Below are 24591 nucleotides of genomic sequence, written 5' to 3'. Positions count from 1 at the left end.
AAATCTAATGTCAACTCACAATGAATTTATTGCTGAAAGAGATAAAATTGATTTTTTAATAGATCAAGGCTATCGAATAACGGCAGTGACAGAAAATTTAAGCGGTGATTTAGTTGAGTTTCAGCAAGTGGATGAATCAGGAGTACTTAGAGAAAAAAAGGAGACTACATCCTTACTAATAATGAACGCAAATGCAAGAAAGTATTTTTCTACGTTGATGATGGAACAACAGCGTTAATATGTTAAGAAAAACGCTTAGCGTCTTTTATTAAATACTGCGTAAGCTTTCGCCACAATCAATTAAGTATCAAGGGTGGGTTTCCTTTGAAACGTGTGGCGTAAAGGTAGCTTTCATCTTTCTTATATGTTGAAAAAGAAACAGGGATATCCTCCCTGTTTTTTTACTATTCAGGTAAGAAAGTATAGAATCGGACCATGTTTTGTATCGGAAGAACTCGAATCTGCTCTTGGCGGACGCTTTCCGCGGGCAATGCTTCAGTCTCCTCGGACAAAAACAGTCCTCTGGGGTCTTCAGCTATTGCTTTTCCCGCTGGAGTCGCCGCCTTCGCTACTTCAAGGTATTTTTTTAAAATGAGAATCAACAAAGACGCCTTTTAAAATGGGTGATTATTTGCTTTTTTAAGTCCAGAGAAAATAACTGTTAGGTAAACTACCTTTATAAAAAATTGTTGTTTAGAAGAATCCGCGAGACTCCTGTGGAAGAATGATCCAAGCGAGACCCCGCAGAGCGTTCGTTTGCTCGAGGAGGCTCGCGGATCATCCACGGAAAGCGAGCGGTAATTCTTCCAAACAACATTCCGTGACGATAAAGTAACAAAATAGAAAAAAAGACACTAAGTTTATAAAGATAGCAATGTAGTTTTCTTATTCTGAGTAATTGTCAAAAAACTCTCAGTATTTGTTTAGATATCTACTATAATAACAATAGGGGGTGTTTTGAATGCAATCAATGTTAACCATTGGAGACATCTTAGACAGAAAATACTTTTCAAATATTGAAGTGGTGGCCGGTGCTACCGGGTTAGGAAGACAAGTAAAGTGGGTCCACGTCGTTGAAGTTATAAAGATAAAATCGTTATTGAACGGAAATGAGCTGATATTAACAACAGGTTTAGGTTGGAAGACGGATGAAGCGTTGTTTATGTCCTTGCTTGAGCAGCTTATCGAATGCAATGCATCAGGTCTTTGCATTGAAATTGGGACAAGTACTTCTTCTATTCCACAGGAAATAGTTGATTATGCTAATTCACACCATTTTCCAATCATTATTTTTCATGAGGAAGTACCGTTTGTAGAAATCACTCAAGACATTCACTCTTTGCTTATTAACAAACAGTATCAAATGATATCCGATTTAGAAAACTACACGCAACAATTAAACAAAAAGATGCTCGAAATCGATCATTATGAGGAGATACTCACTTTTTTTCACAGATATTTAGATGTCCAAATTATTGCCAAATTCAATATGAATGATATAAAGTTTATCCCCGAAGTAGGTCGAAAGGAGAGAGAACGACTTCTACTTAAGATTAATACAACAGAGGAAACAAATGAATACAGTATAGCAAAGCAACCGGTGCAACTCTTAGGAAACCAGTATGCAGAAATTATCATTTATGCTGATACAAGAGAACTCAGTGAATATGATTATTTGCTTCTTGATCGAACAGCTACTGCTCTAGCTCAACATTTACTCCGAGACTTACTCGTTGAAGAGAAAAAAAGGATGGAAGAAACTGAGTGGATGCTAGATTGGTTAGATGGAGAACACAGTGAGGAAGAAATTCGTGAATACCTTTCTTACCATCAGGCAGACATAGATGCAAAGGATGGCGTTGTATGTGTATGCCGATTAAGTAAAGGACAGATTAAAAATATGGACAGTACGTACTTTAAGCTCGTTTTTCGTACTATATTCGAGCAATATGGATTCTCTACTTATTCTACGGAAGTTAGGAATCAACTTATTTTTATCTTTGTTAATCAACGAGAGTCCATAAACTGGAGAGAGAGAATGGAAAAAGGATTCATGCGATTTAAAACGAATCACTCAACAAAAATTGATTTGTCATCTATTTCATTTGGCGTTGGTAAATTTGTTGGGAGTCTAAAAGAGATACATAAAAGTTATCAAGCAGCGAAAGAAACGTTACTTCTTCAACATACATTACCTGAATCAAATAGAAGATTATTCTACGATGATTTACATATCTATCATATTATATCCCTTATTAATAAGCATGGAGATCTCCCGGAAATGGTAATGAACCATTTAACACCTGTCATTGAATATGATAAGAAAAACAATGGGACACTGTTGTATACATTAAAAACGTATTTTGCTTGCAATGGATCAAAACAAGAAACGGCAAAGAAATTATATGTTGTCCGTCAAACGTTGTATCATCGGATTGATAAACTGGAAAAGTTACTCGGTGAAGACTTTATGAGTCCTGAAAAAAGGTTAGTGATGGAACTTATGCTTGTTGCACACGATTATATGGTGAACCAAGAGACGAAGAAGAGTGTGGAATAATAGGTAAAGTCTTGCGAGAAGTGAAATCCTCGTGAGGCTTTGTTAATAGTTAAATACTTTTAGTGAAATTTTAGTATTTAGAGATAATACTTACACGCAATCCAAAGTTGCTAATCAGGGTGGCGAAAACTCACGCTGTATCTAACAAAAGATAGTCATCGTAGAAACGTAGTAAAATTACTGCAATTGCATATTAATAGTATTTTGTAAGGATGGTCCTCACTAGGTCGTAGTGGGGATTTTTTTGTTTTTTAAGAAAAGTGTTTGAATTTTTAGTAAAAATAATATATAGTTTAAGTTAAATAAACAATTATTTTACTAAAAACAATTAACACGCATATAATTGAGCAATATTTTTATTGTTAGTTATGTAAGCGGTTTAATGTTTGGTGAAAAATAGTTGGGGTCTCTATTCTTATGTTTCACGAAGTGGAGGATAATGAGACTTATTTATTTGGATTTTTGCTTGCTGCTCAGGTCAAGGTATCAGAAAAATTACTTAAGGGGGAAACATGAACATGAAAAAATCAATTTTTAGTCTGTCGTCTGTTACTTTTCTTTTAGTCGCACTTACTGCCTGCAACTCTGGTGATAATGAAACGAATGGAGACTCAAATGAAAGTGGCTCAAATGAAGATGAAGTAACTTTAACTTTTTATTCAACGATGGGGGAAGAAAATGAAATCGATGCCTTTGAATCAATTTTTGCAGACTTTGAAGCTGAAAACCCAGGTATAAAAATTGAAGGGAATTTTCCATCTGGTTCCTATGAGGATACGTTACGTGTAAGAATGGCTTCCAATGATTTGCCAGATTTGTTTGATACACATGGATGGGCAAAGAATCGTTATGGTAATTATGTTGCCGACTTAAGTGATATGGATTGGGCAGATCATTTTGACGAATCAATGGAACCAATTTTAAAAGATGAAGATGGAAAAGTATACGCATTTCCTATTAATCAAGCTAAAGACGGAATTATGTATAACGCAACGTTATTAGAGGAGTTAAATATAAAGGTTCCGGAAACGATGGATGAGTGGATAGCGGCAATGGAAACGGTGAGAGACGAAGCGGAAGGTGATGTTGCTCCGTTATGGATCCCTGGGAATGATCAGTTTGCGATTGGGCAAATTCTTGATCAACTTTCTACACCTTTGTTAGTAACGGATGACGACAACAATTACGAAGACGAACTGTTAGATGGATCGTTTGACTGGTCGAATTACAATTTGTTGCCGGAAAAGCTATTGGAAATGCAAGAGAAAGACTTATTAAATGTCGATGCTCTAACGGCAAATGATGCGCAAAGAGCACAGCTCATGTCACAAAATTTAATTGCTTTCACGTTTGCTGGGGGAGCTTTTGGTCCAGATGTACAGGAATTGAATTCTGAAGTGGAAATTGGATCGATGCCCGTACCGGCATTTTTTGAAGGAGATGAACCGAGTTGGATAGGTGGCGAGCGTCATACTGTGGCGGCATCTAAAGATTCAGAAAATCTTGAAGAAGCAAAAATGTTTATTGAATTTTTAGCTCAACCTGAGAACGCAAAAAAGATTGCAGAAGCTACGACATTACCTTCTGGTTTAACCAATGTAGATGCAGAAAACTTCTATGCAGAATATTACGAAAAGTGGTCTCACATCGAGGTACAACCTTATTTTGACCGTGTGTATCTTCCTAGTGGGATGTGGGATGTGTACGCCACAACTGGCGCCGATCTTCTGGCAGGGTCATTAACACCAGAGCAAGTCGCAGATGTGATGGAAGAGGAATATCAACGCTTAAGAGATGAGGGTGCTGAGGAAACAGAAGAATAAGTTAATTTAGAAGAGGGGGATTATCATATAATTCCCCTCTCCAAAAATATAGCCTTAATATGTTTTTCCTAGTCATGCTAACAGCTAAGGAGTTGGAAATTATGAATCAGGAGATTATCAATAAAGAATTATCTGCAAAAAAAAGTAAAATAAAACGGAAGAAACAATCTTCTCTTTGGTGGATGTATCTTCCAGCTGTTGCTGCTATCACAATGTTTATCATTTACCCATTTTTTAACGGCTTGCAAATAACTTTCACAGATTGGGATGGATTTTCTCAGACATCTAACTGGGTGGGGTTAGATCAATACGCACGGTTATTTTCTGATCCTCTTACATGGCTCGTCGTTAAGAACACGTTACTTTATGGAGTCGGTAGTACCATATTACAGATGACGGTTGGACTACTTTATGCACTCCTCTTGAACAGAAGTATTAAATTTAAAGCCTTGACAAGAACGATTGTTTACTTACCGGTTATTGTTAGTCCGTTAATTATGGGATACATTTGGATGTTCATCTTTGCTTATCAGGGTGGAGCATTGAATGACATAGTGATGTTATTTGGACTTGATAAAATCAATGCTTTAGGGAATCCAAGTTTAAACCCATGGATTATTGTTTTAGTAAACACTTATCAATTTGTTGGAATTTCGATGATCATCTATCTAGCCGGTTTACAAAGTATACAGAAAGACTATTATGAAGCCGCAGATATAGATGGTGCTACCGCTTTTCAACAATTCAAAAATATTACAATGCCACTATTAATGCCTGCAATTACGATCAATGTTGTTTTAAATTTAATAGGTGGCTTAAAGTTATTTGATGTGATTGTCTCTCTTACCGGCGGTGGACCTGGGAATGCTTCTCAATCTATGTCAACATTCATGTATTCTCTATACTTCCGCAGAGAAGATGCTGGGTATGCAGCGACTCAAGGAATTCTAATGACATTTATCATATTATTTATTAGTCTAGCATCACTCATTTACTTTAAGCGTAAGGAGGTCGAGGCATAATGAGTACGAAAACACTAAATAAATGGCTCCTGACAATTTTAGCTTTAGTCATATCCGTTGTTCATATTGTCCCATTTTACATTTTACTAACGACTGCCTTCAAGGAGACGGGGGATTTTAGCTCAAAATGGTTGTTTCCTAATTATTTCACCTTATCTAACTTCACAGAGGCTTGGGAGCGAGCGAATTTACTAAATGCTTTCACAAACACATTTATTATTACGGTAGGAGCAGCTGTATTACTTATCGTGTTTGGATCAATGGCGGCATATCCACTTGCGAGGGTAAAATCTAAGTTAAATCAGTTTGTTTTTTATCTTTTTGTAGCCATCATGGTTATTCCTCCACTGGCAGCATTGGTGCCCTTATACAATTTAGTAGTTAGGATGGGGATGATTAACACGCATGAAATTGCAATATTAAATAACTTTGCAGGTTTTCTTCCTTTAACAATCTTTTTATACTCTGGTTTTATCCGTTCGACGATTCCGAAAGAATTAGAAGAAGCGGCCAGAATCGATGGTGCTGGTGTAATGACTATATTTTTCCGAATTGTCTTTCCGTTATTAAGACCAGTAACAGCCACAGTTCTTATTATTTCTTCGGTATTTATTTGGAACGATTATCAGTTTGCAATCTTCTTCTTACAGGATAGCAGTGTGCATACGTTGACTGTCACTTTATCCAGTTTCTTTGGAGAAAATCAAAGCAATTTAAATCTCGTTGCCGCTGCAGCGTTAATGGCATCATTGCCGATGATTGTCTTGTTTCTTTTACTCCAAAAGCAGTTTATCGCGGGACTTTCGGCTGGCTCGGTAAAGGGATAATACTTGAAAAAAAGTGTAGACGTAATTTGTTAGGAGGTTATAACTTGGGTATTACATTTAAGTCATCAGAACAAACGTTTCATTTACAATCGAAGAATACCAGTTATATTTTTATGGTGAAAGAGGGGGGATATCTCGTTCATCTCTACTGGGGGAAAAGAATTAGAGAATACAATCATTCAAATAAGGTGAGATTTGAAGACAGAGGTTTTTCCCCAAATCCACTGGAATCTGATCGAACATTTTCTTTAGATACATTGCCTCAAGAGTATCCGCAATTCGGAACAACCGACTTTCGCGATCCGGCATATCAGGTGCAAAGTGAGAATGGTTCTACAATAACAGACCTTCGTTATAATTCTCACAAGATTGTTAAAGGCAAACCAAATTTAGAAGGGTTGCCTTCAACTTATATTGATAAGGAAGAGGAAGCGGAAACACTTGAAGTTACACTGATAGATTCTGAGCTTCATTTAAAGGTTGTTCTATCTTATACAACCTTTAAAGATTTTGATGTCGTCACGCGTTCCGTTCGTTTTGTAAATGAAGGCGTGGAGAAACTTCGACTATTAAAAGTAGCTAGTATGAATGTTGACTTTCATGATGCCGATTTTGATATTGTTACTTTACCTGGAGCACATATTAGAGAGAGGCATATTTCTAGAACGCCTTTAAGAGAAGGGGTTCAATCAGTAGAAAGCAGACGCGGTGCGAGTAGTCATCAGCACAATCCCTTTCTGGCTCTCGCACGTAAGGAAACGGATGAAGATCACGGAGAAGTATTTGCGTTCAACTTTGTTTATAGTGGAAATTTTCTAGGTAGCGTTGAGGTAGATCAATTTAATCAGACGCGAGTAAATATGGGGATTAACCCGTTTGATTTTACTTGGCTATTGGAGCCAGATGAGTCGTTCCAGTCTCCTGAAGTCGTAATGGCTTATTCTGGGGATGGATTCGGAGGAATGTCTAAAACCTTTCATAAGCTATATAGAACGAGGCTTTGTAGAGGGAAATTCAGAGATGAAGAACGTCCAGTATTAATTAATAACTGGGAAGCAACGTATTTTGATTTTAACGAAGATAAATTAACGGGTCTAGCAACACAGAGTGGAGCATTGGGAATTGAATTATTTGTTTTAGATGATGGCTGGTTCGGAAAACGAGACGATGATTACTCTTCCTTAGGTGATTGGTTTGTTGATAAGAAAAAGCTTCCTAATGGACTGAAAAACTTAGCAGAAAATATTCAACAAGAGGGTATGCAATTTGGCTTATGGTTTGAACCTGAGATGGTATCAGAGGATAGTGAATTATATCGAAAACACCCAGATTGGTGTATTCATGTACCAGAAAGACAACGCTCCAAGGGGCGAAGTCAGTTGATCTTAGACTTCTCGAGGGAAGACGTTTGCGAGGAAATTATTCAGCAAATTTCTAATACTCTTTCGAGTGCTCCAATTACTTACGTAAAGTGGGATATGAACCGCCATATGACAGAAGTTGGTTCTGGCGCACTACCAAAGGAAAGACAAAGAGAGACAGCGCATCGGTATATGCTTGGTTTATATAAGGTGATGGAAGAGATAACTACCCGTTTTCCAAATATTTTATTTGAAAGCTGCTCTGGTGGTGGTGGGCGCTTTGATCCAGGGATGCTCTACTATATGCCACAAACGTGGACGAGTGATAATACGGATGCTATTTCACGGTTGAAAATTCAATATGGTACAAGTCTCGTCTATCCAATTAGTTCTATGGGTGCTCATGTTTCTGCCGTACCTAATCATCAAGTTCATCGTAACACGTCATTAAAAACAAGAGGGATCGTAGCAATGTCGGGTAATTTTGGATACGAGTTGGATATTACAGAGTTGACGGATGAAGAAAGAGCGGAAGTTATGAAACAAACCTTTTTCTATAAAGAGAATCGTTCGGTTATTCAGTTTGGTGAATTCTATCGATTAAAAAATCCATTTGAGGGCAACGACACGTCATGGATGTTCGTGTCAGAAGATCAACAAGAGGCGATTATTGCATATGTACAAGTGTTGGCCGATCCAGCTCCAGCATTTTCAGTTATTAAATTAAAAGGCTTGGCCCCTTATAAAAAGTATCGAATTGATGAGCTAGAGAAGACTTTTTATGGCGATGAGTTAATGAATGTAGGTATAAACGTTCCTATGATGAAGGGTGATTTTCAAAGTTTTATGTGGAAGCTGATAGAAGTCTAAACGAGTGTTTTTAACTATAGGGAGCCCATCTCACGTAGCTTTTGTAAAGTAGGGTGTTTCAATGACAGTTGCAAATTTCGGTACCTTGGTTTTGGCTAGCTTTTTCCTATGCATGAAGTTAAAGTAAAGATTCATCGAGGAAAATAAGGTAATTAAGTGGTGATCATAGAAGCAAAATGATACACTATATATAACTTTACTAAAATTTTACTTCGAAAGGTCTATAAGGTGATGGAAAATGGCAACGATAAAAGAAATTGCTCAACAAGCTAATGTTTCTATTGCAACAGTTTCGAGAGTTTTAAATAATGACAAAAATCTTTCTGTTGCGGTTGAGACTAGAGAGCGGATTATGAAAGCAGCTAATAAGTTAAATTACACTCCTGTGAGGAAGCGCCCAGCGAATTTAATGCAACAAGCGAAAAAACAAAAAGTTGAAATTGGAATTGTTATGTGGTGCACAAAGGAGCATGAATGGGAAGATACCTATTTTCTATCAATTCGAAAAGGGATCGAGAACGAATGTATAAAACGTGGAATTATTGTTACAAAAATTCTCCATTATGGAGATGTGGATAACATTCAAACCAACAATATGGATGGAATTATCGTCGTTGGAAATACAGATCAGTTAACAGAAAAGAACATTAATAAAAAAATAAACAATAATGTCGTCTTCGTGAACCATGTACCAGAGCATGATGAATACGACACTGTTGTAATAGATTATGAAAGAGCTACCACATCGGCCCTAGACCATTTGTTTTCCCTCGGACATAAGGAAATTGGCTTTATAGGTGGTAGTGATCATACAAAAAAACATCCAGAAGTACGCGCTAAACAGGACGATCCCAGGAAAATAGTATATGAACAGTGGATGACAGAGAAAAAGCTTTATACTCCCGATAATATCTACGTTGTAGAAGAATATTTTATGAGCGATGGGTATGAAGGGATGAAGAGTGCGGTACAAGCAGGTTCATTACCTAGTTCTTTCTTTATTGCAAGTGATGCGCTGGCGATAGGTGCAATTCGTGCATTGCATGAGTTAGGTTTTCAAGTTCCGAAGGATGTTAGTATTGTGAGCTTTAATGATATAGATATGGCTAGTTTTGTACAGCCTTCCTTAACAACTGTGAAAATTTACACCGAGGAGATGGGTGCAATGTCGGTAAAGTTATTACTTGATCGACTAGATGGTCGCACCCTCCCAATGAAAGTAGTTGCACCGTCTCATTTAATTGTCAGAGAGAGTTCGGCTTCGTTATAGTTAGATCATTTAAGAAAAGGGTAGTATTCCGTTTTATGGAATACTACCCTTTTCTTTCTTTCGTTGTATGGACTACTAAAGAGATTGGAGTGAAGCCCATTTCAAACAAAAAAATCACAGTCAACGAGGATGATAGCGGCAAACCATTCATTATGTGGAACATCTAAGCTGTGTATTTTTACATTGTGTCTAATGAAAGTATGTGTGAAATCATAGATAATGAGAATATTAATTTATAAATTCTGAAAATTTAGAATAAATATAGGAGGGGATAGGATGTCTATCACTAAAAGTCAAACGAATGTCTTAAAGAACTATATTAATGGGCAATGGGTCGAATCCAATACGGATGAAACGTTGGAGGTGCCAAACCCTGCAACAGGTGAGATATTAGCACATGTTCCAATCTCGACAAAGGAGGATGTTGATTTTGCGGTAAAGTCAGCTAAAGCAACTTTTGAGAAGTGGAAAAATGTCCCTGTCCCTAAACGGGCAAGAATCTTTTTTAAGTATCACACTTTGTTATCGGAGAATCACGAAGAACTTGCAAGACTAATTGTTCAAGAGAATGGAAAAGCATTTAAAGAATCTTATGGTGAAGTACAAAGAGGTATTGAGTGTGTCGAATTTGCAGCAGGTGCACCTACGTTAATGATGGGAGAAACATTATCAGGAATTGCAGAAGGAATTGATTCGGAGATGTTCCGCTACCCGCTTGGTGTCGTAGGTGGAGTTACACCGTTTAATTTTCCGATGATGGTTCCTCTGTGGATGTTCCCCTTGGCGATAGCATGCGGGAATACATTTGTTTTAAAGCCCTCTGAAAGAACACCCTTGCTTGCGAATAAACTTGTTGAATTATTTAGTGAAGCTGGAGCTCCAGACGGAACCCTGAATCTTGTTCATGGTGCGCATGATGTTGTGAACGGCTTACTGGATCATAAAGATGTCAAAGCGATATCTTTTGTCGGATCACAGCCGGTAGCGAAATATATTTACGAACGGGCAGCATCACAAGGAAAACGAGTGCAAGCCCTTGCCGGTGCTAAAAATCATCATATTGTTATGCCTGATGGCAATATTGAAAAAGTCGTGCAACAAATTATCAGCTCTACGTACGGGAGTGCCGGACAACGATGTATGGCATGTAGCGCAGTAGTTGTGGTGGGTGAAAACGACGAATTTGTGAAAGCTCTGAATGAAAAAGCAGGACAATTAACCATGGGTAATGGGTTAGATGACGATGTCTTGTTAACACCGATGATCCGTCGGGAAAATAGAGAAAAGACATTAGGCTATATCAGAACTGGCGTTGAAGAAGGAGCATCACTCATTCGGGATGGTCGAAATGAAATGGATGAGACTGAAAAAGGTAACTTTTTAGGTCCAACCATTTTTGACCACGTTACTCCGGAAATGACAATTGCAAAAGAAGAAATTTTTGCCCCTGTCTTAAGTTTACTAAGGGCTAAAGATTTAGATGAAGGGTTAGAGTTTATACGGAAGTCACGGTTTGGCAATGGTGCCACAATTTACACAAAAGATGCCAAAGCCATTCGTCAGTTTAGAGAAGAAGCGGATGCAGGTATGCTTGGGGTAAATGTTGGTGTCCCTGCAACGATGGCATTTTTTCCTTTCTCAGGCTGGAAAGATTCATTCTACGGGGATCTTCATGTGAATGGAAAAGATGGAGTAAACTTTTATACACGAAAGAAAATGATTACATCAAGACACGATTGACCAAATTTAATCGAAAGAGGAGGGTTTTCATTGGAGATAAAGGACCATCATCAAACGGTACTTAAAAAGGACGAAGAGTATATTTGGCACTCCATGAAGCCGTACAATCCTGAGGGAACGATGGTGGTAAAGAAAGCGGAGGGTTCATGGATAACAGACACAGACGGCAAGCAATATTTAGACGCGATGTCAGGGTTATGGTGTGTTAATGTCGGATATGGTCGAGCAGAGTTGGCGGAAGCAGCGTATAGTCAACTAAAAGAATTAGCATATTATCCATTAACCCAAAGTCACCTGCCTGCGATTAAATTGGGCGAGAAACTGAATGAGATATTAGATGATGACTATGTAATTTTTTTCTCGAATAGTGGTTCTGAAGCAAATGAAGTGGCGTTTAAAATCGCTCGACAATATCATCAGCAAAACGGAGAGCCTCATCGGTATAAATTTATTTCGAGATATCGCTCCTATCACGGTAATACGATGGGGGCCCTTGCTGCCACAGGGCAAGCACAACGAAAATTTGCGTATGAACCACTCGCACCGGGTTTCATTCATGTTGCGCCACCTGATTTATATCGTACGAATGAAAAAAGAGACAGCAAACCTAAGGCTCTTCAATCCGTAAAGGATATAGATCAAGTGATGACATGGGAGTTAAGTGAAACAGTTGCTGGAATGATAATGGAGCCTATTATTACTGGTGGAGGCGTGCTTGTGCCACCTGATGAATATATGTCATCAGCTAAAAAAGTCTGTGAAAAGCATGGTGCCCTGCTTATTGTTGACGAGGTCATTTGTGGGTTTGGCAGAACAGGGGAACCATTTGGATTTATGAACTATGATGTAAAACCAGACATTATAACGATGGCAAAGGGCTTAACGAGTGGGTATCTGCCATTGTCGGCAACGGCTGTGAAAAAAGAAATCTATGAGTCATTCAAAGGGACGGACCAATACGACTATTTTCGTCATATCAATACCTTTGGTGGGAATCCAGCAGCTTGTGCATTAGCGTTAAAAAACCTGGAGATCATGGAAGAGGAGAATCTTGCTGCGCGATCGAAAAAACTGGGAGAACAATTAAAAAGTGAATTAACATCTCTTTTGGAAACACATCCTTTTGTTGGGGATGTTCGTGGCAAAGGATTACTCATTGGAATTGAACTTGTAAAAGATAAACAATCAAAAGAACCTGTAGAGGAGAAGGTCATAAACAAAGTGATAGCATCCTGCAAACAAAAAGGGCTTATCATTGGGAAAAATGGTGCAACGGTTGCAGGTTTCACCAATGTGCTTACTCTTGCCCCACCTTTAACTATAAAGGAAGAGGATTTAGCTTTTGTAGTTCGTACTTTAGTAGAAACATTGAGGGAAGTAAAAGATTAATAATCCATAGAAATTATTTGTACTTAAAAAACTGGCCAAGTATTATTTGGCCAGTTTTTTTTACAGAATTTATAGCATGTATGATTTCGAACAGTGTGTTCGAATCTGCTCGAAAAGGTTGGTGAATCATCTCCGGGATTTCGCAGATGCCATTCGTACAATCGGATCTTGCGGATTACGATTTCTTGTTTCTTCAATAGTGGAGGTACATTTCGGACACCTTAATGCGCGAGCTGGAATATCAGAAAAACAGTGTGGACACGTCTTTACTTTCGTTGATTCAATCGATGTTTTTTTAAGTTTAACCATGTTTATAATTACGATATAGGCTGCAAATGCAACAATGATAAAATGGATAACTGTCTCAATAAATCTTCCATAATTAATCGTTACCGCGCCAGCCGCTTCTGCATCAGCCAAAGTATCAAAGTTTCCACCTGATAGGTTTACATACAAATTTGAAAACTCCACTGCTCCTAGTAAGAGACCGAGAGGAGGCATCAGCATATCGGACACGAAGGAAGTTACAATACTTCCAAAAGCAGCTCCAATGATAAGACCAATACCCATATCTACGACGGTTCCTCTCACTGCAAAATCCTTGAATCCTTTAAAAAAACTCATTCAAATCCATCCCTTCAGAACAAAAGATCCTGTTCCAAAGTATATGAGGTTGTCCATTGGAAATATACCAGATTGCAGAAAGGGATCATTTCTCTTATTGAATGATAATTATAAAATTCTTATAGAGGGTTACCTATTTATATTTAAAGTATAAAAACGGGTGTCTCATGGGCTCAAATAGACCTGAGACACCTGTTTTAAGAAAATATTTCTTCTGTTTTACTCCATAACTTGTGAATGATGCTGCAAAAGACTAACGAATAGCAAAGAGGTTTTCTTGCGTGTTTCACGATCAATGATGCCATCCACTTCTAAATCATGATCTTGTTGAAATGCTTTTACGGCTTCATTTGTTGCAGGACCAAAACTTCCATCAATTCCTTTTGTGTCATAGCCTAGAATTGTTAGGCGCCTTTGCAACATTTCTACAGCCTCGCCGTGACTTCCATTAGTAAACTTAGCATGTGTACTTATCACTGTAGAACTGCTGGCTCCAGTTAGATCGTAGCCATGCTCTTCCCCTATTTTGTCAAAGGATTGATCTGAACTGGTAATGATAACAGGAGTATCGACCTCAAGTTCTTCAAAAAAGCTTTCAATTTCTTCATTGTGCATTCTGATACAGCCGGCACTTACATTGTAGCCGATAGAATTAGGATTATTGTTTCCATGGATGGCATATGTATTGCCATTTGTTCCAAAGGGATTAATTCCTATCCACCTTCTTCCCAAAGGGTTACTTGGATCTCCACCTGGAATTTCTTCTTTATAATAAGGTCTATCGACAATTTTATTGATGACCTTAAACTCTCCTTCAGGGGTTAAATCAGCAGTAGCGCCTGTGGCTACATCGTATATTTCAGCCACGCGATTATTCTCATAAAAGACAAGCTGATTTTGAGTTTTGTTTATGATGACTAATTGTTCATCATCAGCTGATACTGCAGGAACTTTAAATAAAAATAATAAAAATAAAATAACAAAAGGGGCCATTAATTTTTTCATATGCATTCCTCCAATTCGTCTTCACTCAATCATGTATATTACTGAGGTGCTGGTGGGATTCAGTTTTTTAGAAAAAAATCAGAATATTAAACAGTTTTAAAATAAATCCGAGTAAGTATACAGCAAAGGTAATTCCATCCCGTGTGCCGAATAAGTATTTAAAACAAATAATTATAAGAAAGCGGGGGAATAGCCTGTGAATGAGAAACAAAAGTATAGTAAGGTAGAGCACGAGCACAAGCACGAAACCTTAGAAAATGAACACACTAAGATGAGCTATGAATCACCTGTTAGACCACTATTTGAAAAGTTCTCCAAAGGAAGGGACGTATCACTAATTTATGGGGATCCGATTGCACTTGGAGATATGAAAATTCTACCGGTTGCTAAAGTTAATTACAGTTTCGGAGGTGGGGGCGGCAAGTCGCTTGGAACGGAAAAGGCTCCACCTTCTGAGGGAGAAGGTGGAGGAGGTCACATATCGATTACTCCGGTGGGAGTTTTCCACATAAGCCCAACGGAGACAATCTTCAAGCCAGTGAAGGATGTGAAAAAAACAATAGGTATGATAATGTTGGCGATTTTAACCCTTGGGTTCGTTTGGTTCAGTAGGAAAATTAAATAATACGGTCTTTTAATTAGAACAGAGAGTTACGCGAATTCGTGTTAAGTTTTCGGACGATCAACGTTGAAGGGGGATGATCGAACATTTCCGGATGCCAATTATTAATGAGGTTTGAAGCTTTTGCTATGGTTCGTAGCTTTCGCAAGAGACTCTAAATCTTTATTAATATAGCGCCTGTCTAATGAAAGTAAAGATTCTTTGGAAACTCCTTCATTAATATACATTCCTAGTTCCCAAACTTTCTCTTTTATAGGCTTTGAATTGTTTTCTGCAACAAGTGTCAATGCTTTAATGACAGCAATTAACACAGAGATGTCTGAAAAACTGTTTCGGACGATTTGATAAAAACTTCTATTCAGATAGTGTGTAAAATCTGGTTTTGTCCAGATTACTCGGAGGTTTTTATTACGGTCATGATGAAATGACTCGGGTAAATGTTTACTTCCGAGTTTATTTAAAATTCTTCCTAAGTTATTAATGCAATTAATCGCTGTGTAAGGATCGTTCATACTAGGCGATAAAGCCCTGAGAGCAATTTCAACAATTTTTGTGATATCAAATTCAATATTTTCAACGGACGCTAATTTTGTACTGATAGAAAAATATTTTTCATACTTTTCAAAAGACTTGTTGGTAGTTGCCCAAACAGAAAGAATAGAAATGTCGGGATTTACGTATTCACCAACGAGCCGTTCCAAACGAATGATACAATCATCTTTCTCTGCTTGTTTGACGAGCTTATTAATATGAATATTTCTAATATAGCCAGCTTTATTAGCGTGTATTTTTAGGGGAGTCATATGCTTTATTTCTTCGGATTCCCAATCTTCCCAAGGAGCATCTTTGTGGAATTCTTTTTCATTTAGAAGCTGAGTATCTATTTTTTCCATAACACCAAGAGTGATATTGTGGATTAAGTTACTAACTTGAATCCAATTCGAGGTGTGATGAATAAAGAAAACAAACACCATTAAACAGACGATGGCTAAAAAAACAGCAAAGACAGGAACAAAAAAGTGGGTGGCTATTTCTGATTCTCTTAAAAAGAGAAGGACTAGAATGGAGTAGACAAAACCTCCGACAAAAACGCCTAAAACTTGTTGTGTACTGGTATTCGTTATGAAATTTTGAAGAGTCCTTGGGGAGAATTCAGACAGAAAAGTCGTGAGAACGACTAAAATCATTGAAAATGTAATGGTAGTCATCGTGAGTAAAGAAGCAGAAATAGAGCTCAAGATTACTCGAGCTAAGTCAATGTCAGTTAATAAAATTTGTGGAATTAGATCAATAATGTCTGTGCGAGTCATCATAATAACATCTACTTTAAGACTGACAAGTGCTAGAATAAAAGCAAATAAAGCGTAAACTAATGGAATACACCAAAAACTCGATTTCATCTTCAATAACAAAACTGATAATGACATCACCGATACCTGCCCGATACATTGACGTACGTATAGTATTCGGGTTTTTTACTTTTTCTATTCTACTGAATTCTAGATGAGGGTATAAAAAAGAACCCGATAGGCTAGAAAAGTTTCCAGGGTTCTCTGTGACTACTTGTTTGATTGTTTTTAACACTGTTTAAAGAATTCTTAACCTAAAAACTCTTCGTTTTTGCTATAGAAATCCATAAGACTCTTACCAAGGATTTCTCGATCCCCCATGTGAGTTAAATAAGGATAAAGATAACTGTGATGTTGTTTGGAATGGATGATTCGTTCATCATTTTCTACTATTAGTTCTAACTCGGGTGCTCCTCTAGTAAGTAACGTAGCGGCGGAATAATATATGTTCCCGGTTGTATCCTTTAATGGGATATCTAAAACAACTACGACTCCTTCTCGGTTATCATTTTTATAAACCAGTAATCTTGCCATGTTTTTGCATTCACCTTAGCTTTCTACATTATATTTTGTAGTTATTTATATCTATATGAAATATCCAGGTAGTAACTTAATGATTACATTATACCTAACAAATAGGAATATTGATACTTAAATAGTTTAATGTATAGATAAAAAGACTCTTATATTGCAAAAAGCATCTTAAATAAATGTTAAATAGTACTATAATGGGAATCGGGTAGACTGTTAGGAGCGGCCCTGTGCAAAAAAGCTTCAGAAAAAATTAAAAATAAACTTTTTCTGAAGCCATTCAAAATTGTTAACTAGTAACGACATTGAGACACTAAGACTTTTAGGTTTTTGGATCAGGCGTACTATGGCTTTAATGAAAAGTTAAAAAAAGGAACAAATTATGGATAGTTTAACTGGATTTAATTCATAGTCAATTTTAGCATTATCTTGTTTGAACAAGGTAATCGCATCAATTATCTTTAAATTGGGTGATGTCTGTGCATCAACATCGCATGTAATCAGAAACTCCATTTTTTGTTCGGAAATACCGATATGAAATGCAATCTTTTTGTTAACGGACGGGGCAGATTGATAGAGAACGAATAAAAGTTCATCCATGATGATATTCAAATATTTAATTTGCCTTAATGTAATCCGGCTGTTGTCTGATTTAATATCTGCCGAAACAAAGATGATTATACCAAATAGTCTGGCTAAGCGACGTTTGTTAATTAACAGAGCATATAGAAGCTCGTCTAAACCTTCTAAACCTTTTCTAAGATCATTTTTTGTCGTCCAGGCTGGTGATGCTGTATAGTTTTGCCCTTTTTCTATAAACGCTTTGATAGATTGAATGGAGTTATCTTTTTCCGTTAGCTTTAGAATTGCATTGTTACGGACTTCCTTTTCTCTTACTAGTTTTTCAATAATTGTACTTGCTTGTTGATCTTGATCTAAAAATATTTTTTTGGCTTCCATCAGTCGCTTCGTTTGAAATTGAGTGTACAGAATATGATAGCCGGACATAATGATAAAGATCACGATAATACATAGCAAAACGAGTGTATCTCTTATGACTAATTCACCTTCCAGTAACACGACAGCCACTAGGCAAATAAATACATAGGTAAGGACAGAAAGGGTAATGATGATATTTCTAAGTCTTTTGGTGAGATTGGGTTCTCTTAAGTGAACCCTTAATTCATCCAAATAATATGTATATTTACTTAAGAGGTAGCACAGTGAGACTGTAATAATTATAGTGATAATTTGTAAAATAACCGGTAGAAATAGATTTGAAAATATAATGTCAAAATAACTGAAATTGGAAAGGGACATCATCATTTCTGCAATTAAAAGTTGAATGAAAATATAAAATCCGTAGCCTACCCCGGTGATGACGAACATTTCGAGATAATTTACTTGAAAAATCTTCTTTACTAATGCCATTAATAATAAGATTTGTAATGCGATAATAACAGCCATAGGAAATGGAGCGTATCGTATTACTACCGCAAACAGGCTCATGATTAGTGCAATGATAATAATTCTCTTTATATAATTCCGATAGAAATAACCTAGTAAAATTACAGGAAGGGATAACAAGGTGACCCATTCTATGATAGAAACGACATTTTTAATGATATAAAACAAAGCATTCACCAGATTTCTTTTGAAGACATAGAGGAAACTAATTCCTGTAGTACGTATGCTTACTTGCTGGCAATCTCATAATAACGTGTGTACCTGGGAGTTTTTGATTATTTTCAATCTCAAGAGTTCCATTTAAAGTCTCGATAATAGCTTTGCAGATTGGTAATCCTATCCCGGTGCCTTCATCTTTTGTTGTATAAAAAGGGAAGAAGATTTGATCAATATGTTCCTCAGCTATCCCGGGACCATTATCTAAAATATTGATATTCACATAGTCATCATTTTTAGTTAACGTTATATCAATTTTTCCTTTGTTGTCTTCGAAGGCTTCTATAGAATTATTGAACATGTTTGTAAGAACTCGTTCAAACCGTGTCTCATTCCCGGTAATATATGTTTCATCTGTTGTTTGTGAGCTAAAGGATACGTGGTCGAAGGAGTGATTCATTTCAAATAGATGAATCACTTTATTTATGCTTAATTTAACATCAATGATGGATAGATTATCCTGATGAAGATGGGTGTTCGATAAACTTAACAACTCTTGTATTAAAAGCTCCATTTTTAAGGCTTCATCTTTAATGATAGAAATATAGTTTGAGACGTTAGGGTCGGATTTTACTGTTTCATCGCGCTCTAAAACCTGAGTGAATCCAATAATAGAAGTAAGTGGATTTCGAATTTCATGGGCGAAAAATGCAGACATTTTGCCAATTGCTTTGTGGTAGTCATCTGTTGACTGGTTGCCTTCTGTTTGATCCAATGACTTATCTTGATTTAATTCAATCTGAGTCTTTGTATTTCCGTTCTTAGTCGGTTGTTTCTTTAAAAAAGGCCACACACTACAACACTCCTAGACAATAAGCACTACAATCAAAAAGAGAAACGTTTATTTTAAATATTCCCTTTTATACATTATAGTGTAAAAAAACCGATAAAGTAACATGTATTTTATACAATAAAAAAATGACACCAGACTTTTTAGGAAAGGTGTCAAATCTAACTAAACTTATTTCGTTGCTTTATTTTCCATAAGAGAACCAATAAACAGAGCTATTCGTAACCTGAGTGTTTCATCATCCTTTTTAAAATCAGTCCCAATCAGTTTCTCACACTTTTTCATTCGATAAATAACCGTATTCCGATGTATGTACATTTCTTTTGCTGTGTCGGAAATCTGGCAATTATTATTTAAATAGCTTGTTAACGTATTGACAAGGTCTTCTTTTTCCTTGTCCTGCGGATAAGCTAATTCCTTTAAAGACGATTTATAATACTCTTTTAACTTTTGCATGGGAATAGTTTTGAATAACTCTGTCAGTTCCTTAATGCGATAGTTTTTAATAAATCTTTTTGTGTTTTCTCTATAGCCGGAGCGCAATGCGTCCACGGCTTCATGGAACACAGTGGGAAGGTCTGTCACTGTTTCTGTGTAATTACTGATCCCGAAGGATAACGAAGAATTCAACGTTTGAAAAATATCCAATTGAATGGCGGCAATCGTTTCTTGAACTTTTTGCTCCATCATTTCATCATAGAATTCAAAGCCTAATAAAATGATAAATAAATCACCTTTTGTAAACAAAATACTATTTTCAAATTGACTACCTAACAAAGACTCAAGTAATTCATATATTCTATCCCGCTGGTGACTGATTTCTCTTTCCGTTCGCATAGGTGCAGGGTATAAATGAAAATCAGAAGCAGCATCCATTTTACAAGAAATGCATATATAGTGAAGCTTTTTATCAAGCTTGTATTCTCGACCTCTGTTTAGAATCTCCTCAGGTGAGACAATTGTGCCTTCCATTAAATCTGTAAAAAATTCATTTTTCAGTCTACGAGAATGTTCTTCAATCGCGTGTATTTTCATAAATTCAAACGAAATAACGTTTGCAGCCTGCTCTAGTGCCAACGTAAACGGATAATTGTTTTCCAGCGATGCGCCAAAAATAATAATATACCCCTTTTGTAAATTCGTTGTTTTAATTGGATAGATCGAGACCTCATTAAAAATACTGTTTGAAGATTTATTCGGAAGTTTTATGACTTTATAATCCTCGATGTCATGGTGATGAATCGTCTCGTGAATGTGCCAATAAATATCGAAGAATGAATCTTTATCCACATCAGGAGAATATGCAATGACATCCAAGTGATAGTTCAACAGAATTACAGGAGAATCTAAAATACTAGTTAAGCTTTGAATAATCTTCGTAAAACCTCCGCCGGAAATGACGATATCTGTAAATTGACGATGGATCGTCATCGCATAATTTAATTCATACGTGCGCTCTTTTAGAATACAACCAAGGGATTCCTGAAGCATTTCACCTAAGGAATGTTCCAAAGATAATTCGATAATGGGAAAGTTTTTTTCGTTTGCGATGGTGATGATCTCCTGAGGTATTTCTTCAATATACCGTTTTGTCTTTAACCCTAATCCAGCACACCCTTGTTTGGCCATCTGTTTGACTAAATCAATAAGATCTTGAGGATTATTCTTTATCGAATAGGCGGTAGTGAGCAAGAGCTGATCTTTGTTTAAATAATGAATAATATCGGGTGCATCCATTAAATTCACGGACTGAACAGGATTGCTCAATCCAACTTCGCCAGCGACAACTCGTGTTTGTTTAAAAGTAGATAGTTCTAATATATCTGCGATTCTCATTTTAGACTCACTCCTCTATCCCTTGCGTTATTCATTCCAGCGATAAAATGTCTTGATAAAAGTATGTATTGTAAATAATGTACAAGAAATAAGCCCTTTTGGAAGCTTCTACGTAAGGTAATATCACTATATTTGTGAAAAAATTAGTTAAAATATACAAAATGAAGATAGATTACTAAAAGAGGATTTCCCACTCACTTTATGAACATTGTAAATAATGTTACGTGGATTCAGAAAAGTTGAAAAAAGATCGGAAGTAAACCTTACAGGAAGAAAATACGAGACACATCCTAAGAGGTTCGTACGTATGGTAACGCTTAAATAGGTGTGTATACTAGAGTATCGTTAAACAGTGGGGCGAGAGAGGTCTTAGTATTTTATAGGTATTTAAAAAATCAGAAATTAGCATTAGCACTTGTGACTAAAATAATGAAATATTTTTAGCTATCATATCCAATGACGGCTAATCAATAGCAGATTAAGATAATGGCATAGAAGTGAAGAAATGAAATTACGATTACTGGAGGTAGGAGACATTTCATGTATACATTATCGGAAGTAAATAAAATGGGAACTAGTGAATTCGTTACTAAGATAGGTTCTGTATTTGAACATTCGCCTTGGGTGGCAGAAGAATCCGTAAAACATAAACCCTTTGCTGATTATAACCAACTATATTCGATGATGATCGATGAAATGTATCAAGCTCATCCTTCCTTACAATTATCTTTATTAAGAGCACACCCGGATTTAGGAACGAAACTGGATATTTCGCAATCGTCTAAACTAGAACAACGGAATGCAGGGCTGAATAATCTTTCTGAACAAGAATATAAAGAATTCTCTTTATTAAACGAAACATATGTAAAGAAGTTTGAGTTTCCTTTCATTATGGCGGTGAAAGGTCAGGATAAAGATCGCATTCAACAGAAAATGAAGAAAAGAATCGAAAATAATCCGGATCAGGAACTGGAAGCGGCGCTTTATGAAATTAGTAAAATTGTTAAGTTTCGCTTAGACGATATAGTTGAAGCAGACTAACCAATTAATTAATAGGGAGGGGAATGAACATGACGGGGAAATTAACGACCCATGTGTTGGATACTAGTATTGGAAAACCAGCTGGTAATTTGCTTATCGAACTTTGGAAATACAGCAGTCTGACGGAAACGTACATAAAAGTTATTGAAAAGCAGACCAATGCAGATGGTAGGGTTGATGGGGCGCTTCTGGATGAGGAAACGATGGAGATAGGCAACTATGAATTATTGTTTCACGTAGGTAATTATTTTAAAAAAATGGGTGTAGCCCAAGAAAATCCTCCTTTTTTAAATGTTGTGCCAGTAAGCTTCGGCATCTCTGATAGGGAAATCCATTATCATGTTCCTTTACTCATTGCTCCAGGAGGATACAGCACGTATCGAGGGAGTTAAATAGATGGTATCGCAGCGAAAGCAAATATTGATAAGAGAGGAGATAGGAAGATGATTCATTCCAATGTTATTCAAAAGGAGAAGGCAGTCGATAAAAGTGCAAAAAATGTACTCGTAAATTTAGCGAATGTTAGAAAGGTTTACCCAAATGGGACCGTTGCTGTTACGAATGTTAATTTACAGGCTGGCGAAGGTGAATTTATCTGTTTTGTCGGGCCATCCGGTTGCGGAAAATCAACGATCTTTAATATGGTGACAGGGTTAACTGACCATTCACAAGGAGAGTTATCGGTGTTGGGAACGACTCCTGCTCAAGCGCGAAAGCATAATGAGATTGCCTTTGTATTTCAAGACCATACTCTTCTTCCATGGGCAACCTTGTTGGAAAATGTGACTCTGCCTTTGAAGTTAAGAGGTCTCCCAAAGAAACAGGTAAAGGCCGAAGGGGAAAGAGTACTAACGCTTGTCGGACTGAAAGATCATATGAATGTTCCCCCAAGGCAGTTGTCCGGCGGGATGAAAATGAGAGTCTCGATTGCCAGAGCCTTAATTACGAGGCCAAAGCTGTTGTTAATGGACGAGCCTTTTGGAGCGTTAGACGAAATAACCAGGCAATCATTACAGGATGAACTGTTAAATATATGGAATAAAGAAAAAGAAATGAGTGTCTTGTTCATAACACATAATGTTTTCGAGGCAGCTTATTTATCCACTCGTGTTGTTGTGATGACGCCTCGACCGGGAAAAATAGGTGATATTATTAACATTCCAACTTCTAAAAAACGTGATGAAGACTTTAGAACATCAGATGAATTTAATAAATATGTCGGGGAGATTTCTAGCTGCTTAAAACATTAAAACATTAAAACGAGTAAATATGGAAGGGGGGTCGTTGATAATGGAAATAAACAAAGAGGCAACCGTAGATGCACAAACCTATTCGAAATCATCGGCAAAGAAAACCAAGACGAAGACCAAAAGTGGAGGGAATATGCCGATCCAACTTTTCATTAAAATTATCCCTCAAATTTCAGTGTTAGTCTTGTTTATCGGTGGTTGGGAAGGACTCGTAAGGGTAGTAGGGACACCAGCTTACATTCTGCCTAAGCCATCCGATATTATCATGGCTTCTGCTGAAAATTGGTCTAACCTTGTATCAGCGGTTACAACATCGATGACATCTGCGGTAATTGGTTTTTTGGTTAGTGTGGTTCTTGGTATTGGGATAGCAATATTGCTGTCTTTATCAAAATTGGTGGAAAAAAGTGTTTACCCTTATGTCATTATATTACAAACGATTCCTATCGTTGCAGTGGCTCCGATTATTGTCATATGGTTTGGAGCAGGGTTGAATGCGATTATAATTATCTCATTTTTAATTAGTTTTTTCCCGATCCTGTCGAATACACTAATTGGATTAAATTCTACCGATCAAAATTCAAAAGATTTATTTTATTTATATAATGCAAGTAAATGGCAGACGATCTGGAAGCTTCGCCTTCCCGCCGCATTGCCATACATTATGGCAGGGTTGAAGATTTCTTGTACGATGGCCGTAATCGGAGCCATTGTCGGTGAGTATATCGCAGGTATCGGTGGAGGAGATGGCGGGCTAGGATACTCGATTACCGTAGCTGCATCACGTTTGCAAACTCCTTATTTGTTTGCTTGTGGTTTAGCGGCCGCAGTCCTGGGAATTGTGTTCTTCTTATTAATTAATGCTCTATCAAAAGCAACACTAGGTTCTTGGCATGACTCAGAAATAAAGCACTGATCGACAGCTCGGTCGGATTGAAGGGAAAGTTTCCTATTTAAATAAGAAGACAACCCTTCTTAGTCAACGAATTCTCAAATAG

21 protein-coding genes are annotated in these 24591 nt (G+C 37.0%); 14 read left to right on the top strand and 7 right to left on the bottom strand.

Going from position 1 to position 24591, the window contains the following annotated elements; translation table 11 throughout:
* Window positions 1-7 precede the first annotated feature (7 nt).
* From ACHABW_RS11160 to ACHABW_RS11120, 9 genes are all read left to right on the top strand, one after another.
* Window positions 8-238 (top strand): hypothetical protein, encoded by a 231-nt coding sequence (locus tag ACHABW_RS11160; protein WP_435755374.1) that lies wholly within the window; start codon window positions 8-10, stop codon window positions 236-238.
* A 723-nt stretch (window positions 239-961) separates the two neighbouring features.
* Window positions 962-2560 carry a PucR family transcriptional regulator gene (locus ACHABW_RS11155; protein WP_435755373.1) on the top strand — a complete coding sequence of 533 codons (1599 nt, stop codon included), beginning with the start codon at window positions 962-964 and terminating at the stop codon, window positions 2558-2560.
* Between the two features lie 518 nt (window positions 2561-3078).
* Window positions 3079-4383, top strand: a complete 1305-nt coding sequence (locus ACHABW_RS11150; RefSeq protein WP_435755372.1) for an ABC transporter substrate-binding protein — start codon at window positions 3079-3081, stop codon at window positions 4381-4383.
* Window positions 4384-4484: 101 nt separating this feature from the next.
* The gene (locus ACHABW_RS11145) at window positions 4485-5405 is read left to right on the top strand and encodes a carbohydrate ABC transporter permease (RefSeq protein ID WP_110938590.1); all 921 of its coding nucleotides are present in this window, start codon (window positions 4485-4487) and stop codon (window positions 5403-5405) included.
* Complete coding sequence (locus ACHABW_RS11140; RefSeq protein ID WP_435755371.1) at window positions 5405-6232, top strand: carbohydrate ABC transporter permease; 828 nt, start codon at window positions 5405-5407, stop codon at window positions 6230-6232. Before ACHABW_RS11145 ends, ACHABW_RS11140 begins: the two co-directional genes overlap by 1 nt.
* 44 nt (window positions 6233-6276) lie before the next feature.
* The gene (locus ACHABW_RS11135; protein WP_435755370.1) at window positions 6277-8463 is read left to right on the top strand and encodes an alpha-galactosidase; all 2187 of its coding nucleotides are present in this window, start codon (window positions 6277-6279) and stop codon (window positions 8461-8463) included.
* Between the two features lie 238 nt (window positions 8464-8701).
* The gene (locus tag ACHABW_RS11130; protein ID WP_435755369.1) at window positions 8702-9733 is read left to right on the top strand and encodes a LacI family DNA-binding transcriptional regulator; all 1032 of its coding nucleotides are present in this window, start codon (window positions 8702-8704) and stop codon (window positions 9731-9733) included.
* 276 nt (window positions 9734-10009) lie between these two features.
* Complete coding sequence (locus ACHABW_RS11125; RefSeq protein ID WP_435755368.1) at window positions 10010-11473, top strand: CoA-acylating methylmalonate-semialdehyde dehydrogenase; 1464 nt, start codon at window positions 10010-10012, stop codon at window positions 11471-11473.
* A gap of 30 nt (window positions 11474-11503) precedes the next feature.
* Window positions 11504-12862, top strand: coding sequence for an aspartate aminotransferase family protein (locus tag ACHABW_RS11120; protein ID WP_435755367.1), 1359 nt, complete (start codon window positions 11504-11506; stop codon window positions 12860-12862).
* 126 nt (window positions 12863-12988) lie between these two features.
* Here the strand turns inward: ACHABW_RS11120 and mscL are convergent, their stop codons facing one another.
* Together mscL and ACHABW_RS11110 are read right to left on the bottom strand one after the other, a co-directional pair.
* On the bottom strand, window positions 12989-13486 hold the full coding sequence (gene mscL, locus ACHABW_RS11115; RefSeq protein WP_435755366.1) for a large conductance mechanosensitive channel protein MscL: 498 nt from the start codon (window positions 13484-13486) through the stop codon (window positions 12989-12991).
* A gap of 219 nt (window positions 13487-13705) precedes the next feature.
* Window positions 13706-14491, bottom strand: coding sequence for a L,D-transpeptidase family protein (locus tag ACHABW_RS11110; RefSeq protein WP_435755365.1), 786 nt, complete (start codon window positions 14489-14491; stop codon window positions 13706-13708).
* 196 nt (window positions 14492-14687) lie between these two features.
* On the opposite strand from ACHABW_RS11110, the gene ACHABW_RS11105 reads away from it, so the two are divergent.
* Window positions 14688-15116, top strand: coding sequence for a spore germination protein GerW family protein (locus ACHABW_RS11105; protein ID WP_435755364.1), 429 nt, complete (start codon window positions 14688-14690; stop codon window positions 15114-15116).
* Between the two features lie 101 nt (window positions 15117-15217).
* Here ACHABW_RS11105 and ACHABW_RS11100 read toward each other — a convergent pair whose 3' ends face one another.
* The 5 genes from ACHABW_RS11100 to ACHABW_RS11080 all read right to left on the bottom strand — a co-directional run bounded on the left by ACHABW_RS11100 (window position 15218) and on the right by ACHABW_RS11080 (window position 21302).
* Complete coding sequence (locus tag ACHABW_RS11100) at window positions 15218-16540, bottom strand: DUF2254 domain-containing protein (protein ID WP_435755363.1); 1323 nt, start codon at window positions 16538-16540, stop codon at window positions 15218-15220.
* A gap of 171 nt (window positions 16541-16711) precedes the next feature.
* Window positions 16712-16996 carry a hypothetical protein gene (locus tag ACHABW_RS11095; protein ID WP_435755362.1) on the bottom strand — a complete coding sequence of 95 codons (285 nt, stop codon included), beginning with the start codon at window positions 16994-16996 and terminating at the stop codon, window positions 16712-16714.
* A gap of 360 nt (window positions 16997-17356) precedes the next feature.
* Window positions 17357-18628 (bottom strand): hypothetical protein, encoded by a 1272-nt coding sequence (locus ACHABW_RS11090; protein WP_435755361.1) that lies wholly within the window; start codon window positions 18626-18628, stop codon window positions 17357-17359.
* A 37-nt stretch (window positions 18629-18665) separates the two neighbouring features.
* The gene (locus ACHABW_RS11085) at window positions 18666-19469 is read right to left on the bottom strand and encodes a sensor histidine kinase (RefSeq protein WP_435755360.1); all 804 of its coding nucleotides are present in this window, start codon (window positions 19467-19469) and stop codon (window positions 18666-18668) included.
* Between the two features lie 168 nt (window positions 19470-19637).
* Window positions 19638-21302, bottom strand: a complete 1665-nt coding sequence (locus ACHABW_RS11080) for a PucR family transcriptional regulator (RefSeq protein ID WP_435755359.1) — start codon at window positions 21300-21302, stop codon at window positions 19638-19640.
* 540 nt (window positions 21303-21842) lie between these two features.
* On the opposite strand from ACHABW_RS11080, the gene uraD reads away from it, so the two are divergent.
* The 4 genes from uraD to ACHABW_RS11060 all read left to right on the top strand — a co-directional run bounded on the left by uraD (window position 21843) and on the right by ACHABW_RS11060 (window position 24509).
* Entirely contained in the window at window positions 21843-22343 is a 501-nt protein-coding gene (gene uraD / locus ACHABW_RS11075) for a 2-oxo-4-hydroxy-4-carboxy-5-ureidoimidazoline decarboxylase (protein ID WP_435755358.1), read from the top strand.
* Between the two features lie 29 nt (window positions 22344-22372).
* Window positions 22373-22735 (top strand): hydroxyisourate hydrolase, encoded by a 363-nt coding sequence (gene uraH, locus ACHABW_RS11070; RefSeq protein ID WP_435755357.1) that lies wholly within the window; start codon window positions 22373-22375, stop codon window positions 22733-22735.
* A gap of 51 nt (window positions 22736-22786) precedes the next feature.
* A complete protein-coding gene (locus ACHABW_RS11065) occupies window positions 22787-23593 on the top strand; it encodes an ABC transporter ATP-binding protein (RefSeq protein ID WP_435755356.1) in 807 nt (268 codons plus the stop codon).
* 133 nt (window positions 23594-23726) lie between these two features.
* Window positions 23727-24509 (top strand): ABC transporter permease, encoded by a 783-nt coding sequence (locus ACHABW_RS11060; RefSeq protein WP_435755419.1) that lies wholly within the window; start codon window positions 23727-23729, stop codon window positions 24507-24509.
* The last annotated feature ends 82 nt before the right edge of the window (window positions 24510-24591 follow it).

This window comes from Salipaludibacillus sp. CF4.18 (assembly GCF_051262595.1).
Lineage (GTDB): Bacteria > Bacillota > Bacilli > Bacillales > Salisediminibacteriaceae > Salipaludibacillus > Salipaludibacillus neizhouensis.
Note: the sequence above shows the minus strand (reverse complement) of the source record. Positions and strands in the feature narration are given on the sequence as shown.

Coding starts and splice junctions, on each gene's coding strand:
- ACHABW_RS11125 (WP_435755368.1), top strand. CDS start 10,010: ATGTCTATCACTAAAAGTCAAACGAATGTCTTAAAGAACTATATTAAT.
- uraD (WP_435755358.1), top strand. CDS start 21,843: ATGTATACATTATCGGAAGTAAATAAAATGGGAACTAGTGAATTCGTT.
- ACHABW_RS11110 (WP_435755365.1), bottom strand. CDS start 14,491: ATGAAAAAATTAATGGCCCCTTTTGTTATTTTATTTTTATTATTTTTA.
- ACHABW_RS11060 (WP_435755419.1), top strand. CDS start 23,727: ATGCCGATCCAACTTTTCATTAAAATTATCCCTCAAATTTCAGTGTTA.
- ACHABW_RS11160 (WP_435755374.1), top strand. CDS start 8: ATGTCAACTCACAATGAATTTATTGCTGAAAGAGATAAAATTGATTTT.
- ACHABW_RS11065 (WP_435755356.1), top strand. CDS start 22,787: ATGATTCATTCCAATGTTATTCAAAAGGAGAAGGCAGTCGATAAAAGT.
- ACHABW_RS11130 (WP_435755369.1), top strand. CDS start 8,702: ATGGCAACGATAAAAGAAATTGCTCAACAAGCTAATGTTTCTATTGCA.
- ACHABW_RS11145 (WP_110938590.1), top strand. CDS start 4,485: ATGAATCAGGAGATTATCAATAAAGAATTATCTGCAAAAAAAAGTAAA.
- ACHABW_RS11080 (WP_435755359.1), bottom strand. CDS start 21,302: ATGAGAATCGCAGATATATTAGAACTATCTACTTTTAAACAAACACGA.
- ACHABW_RS11140 (WP_435755371.1), top strand. CDS start 5,405: ATGAGTACGAAAACACTAAATAAATGGCTCCTGACAATTTTAGCTTTA.
- ACHABW_RS11100 (WP_435755363.1), bottom strand. CDS start 16,540: ATGTCATTATCAGTTTTGTTATTGAAGATGAAATCGAGTTTTTGGTGT.
- ACHABW_RS11095 (WP_435755362.1), bottom strand. CDS start 16,996: ATGGCAAGATTACTGGTTTATAAAAATGATAACCGAGAAGGAGTCGTA.
- ACHABW_RS11150 (WP_435755372.1), top strand. CDS start 3,079: ATGAAAAAATCAATTTTTAGTCTGTCGTCTGTTACTTTTCTTTTAGTC.
- mscL (WP_435755366.1), bottom strand. CDS start 13,486: ATGAGTTTTTTTAAAGGATTCAAGGATTTTGCAGTGAGAGGAACCGTC.
- ACHABW_RS11155 (WP_435755373.1), top strand. CDS start 962: ATGCAATCAATGTTAACCATTGGAGACATCTTAGACAGAAAATACTTT.
- uraH (WP_435755357.1), top strand. CDS start 22,373: ATGACGGGGAAATTAACGACCCATGTGTTGGATACTAGTATTGGAAAA.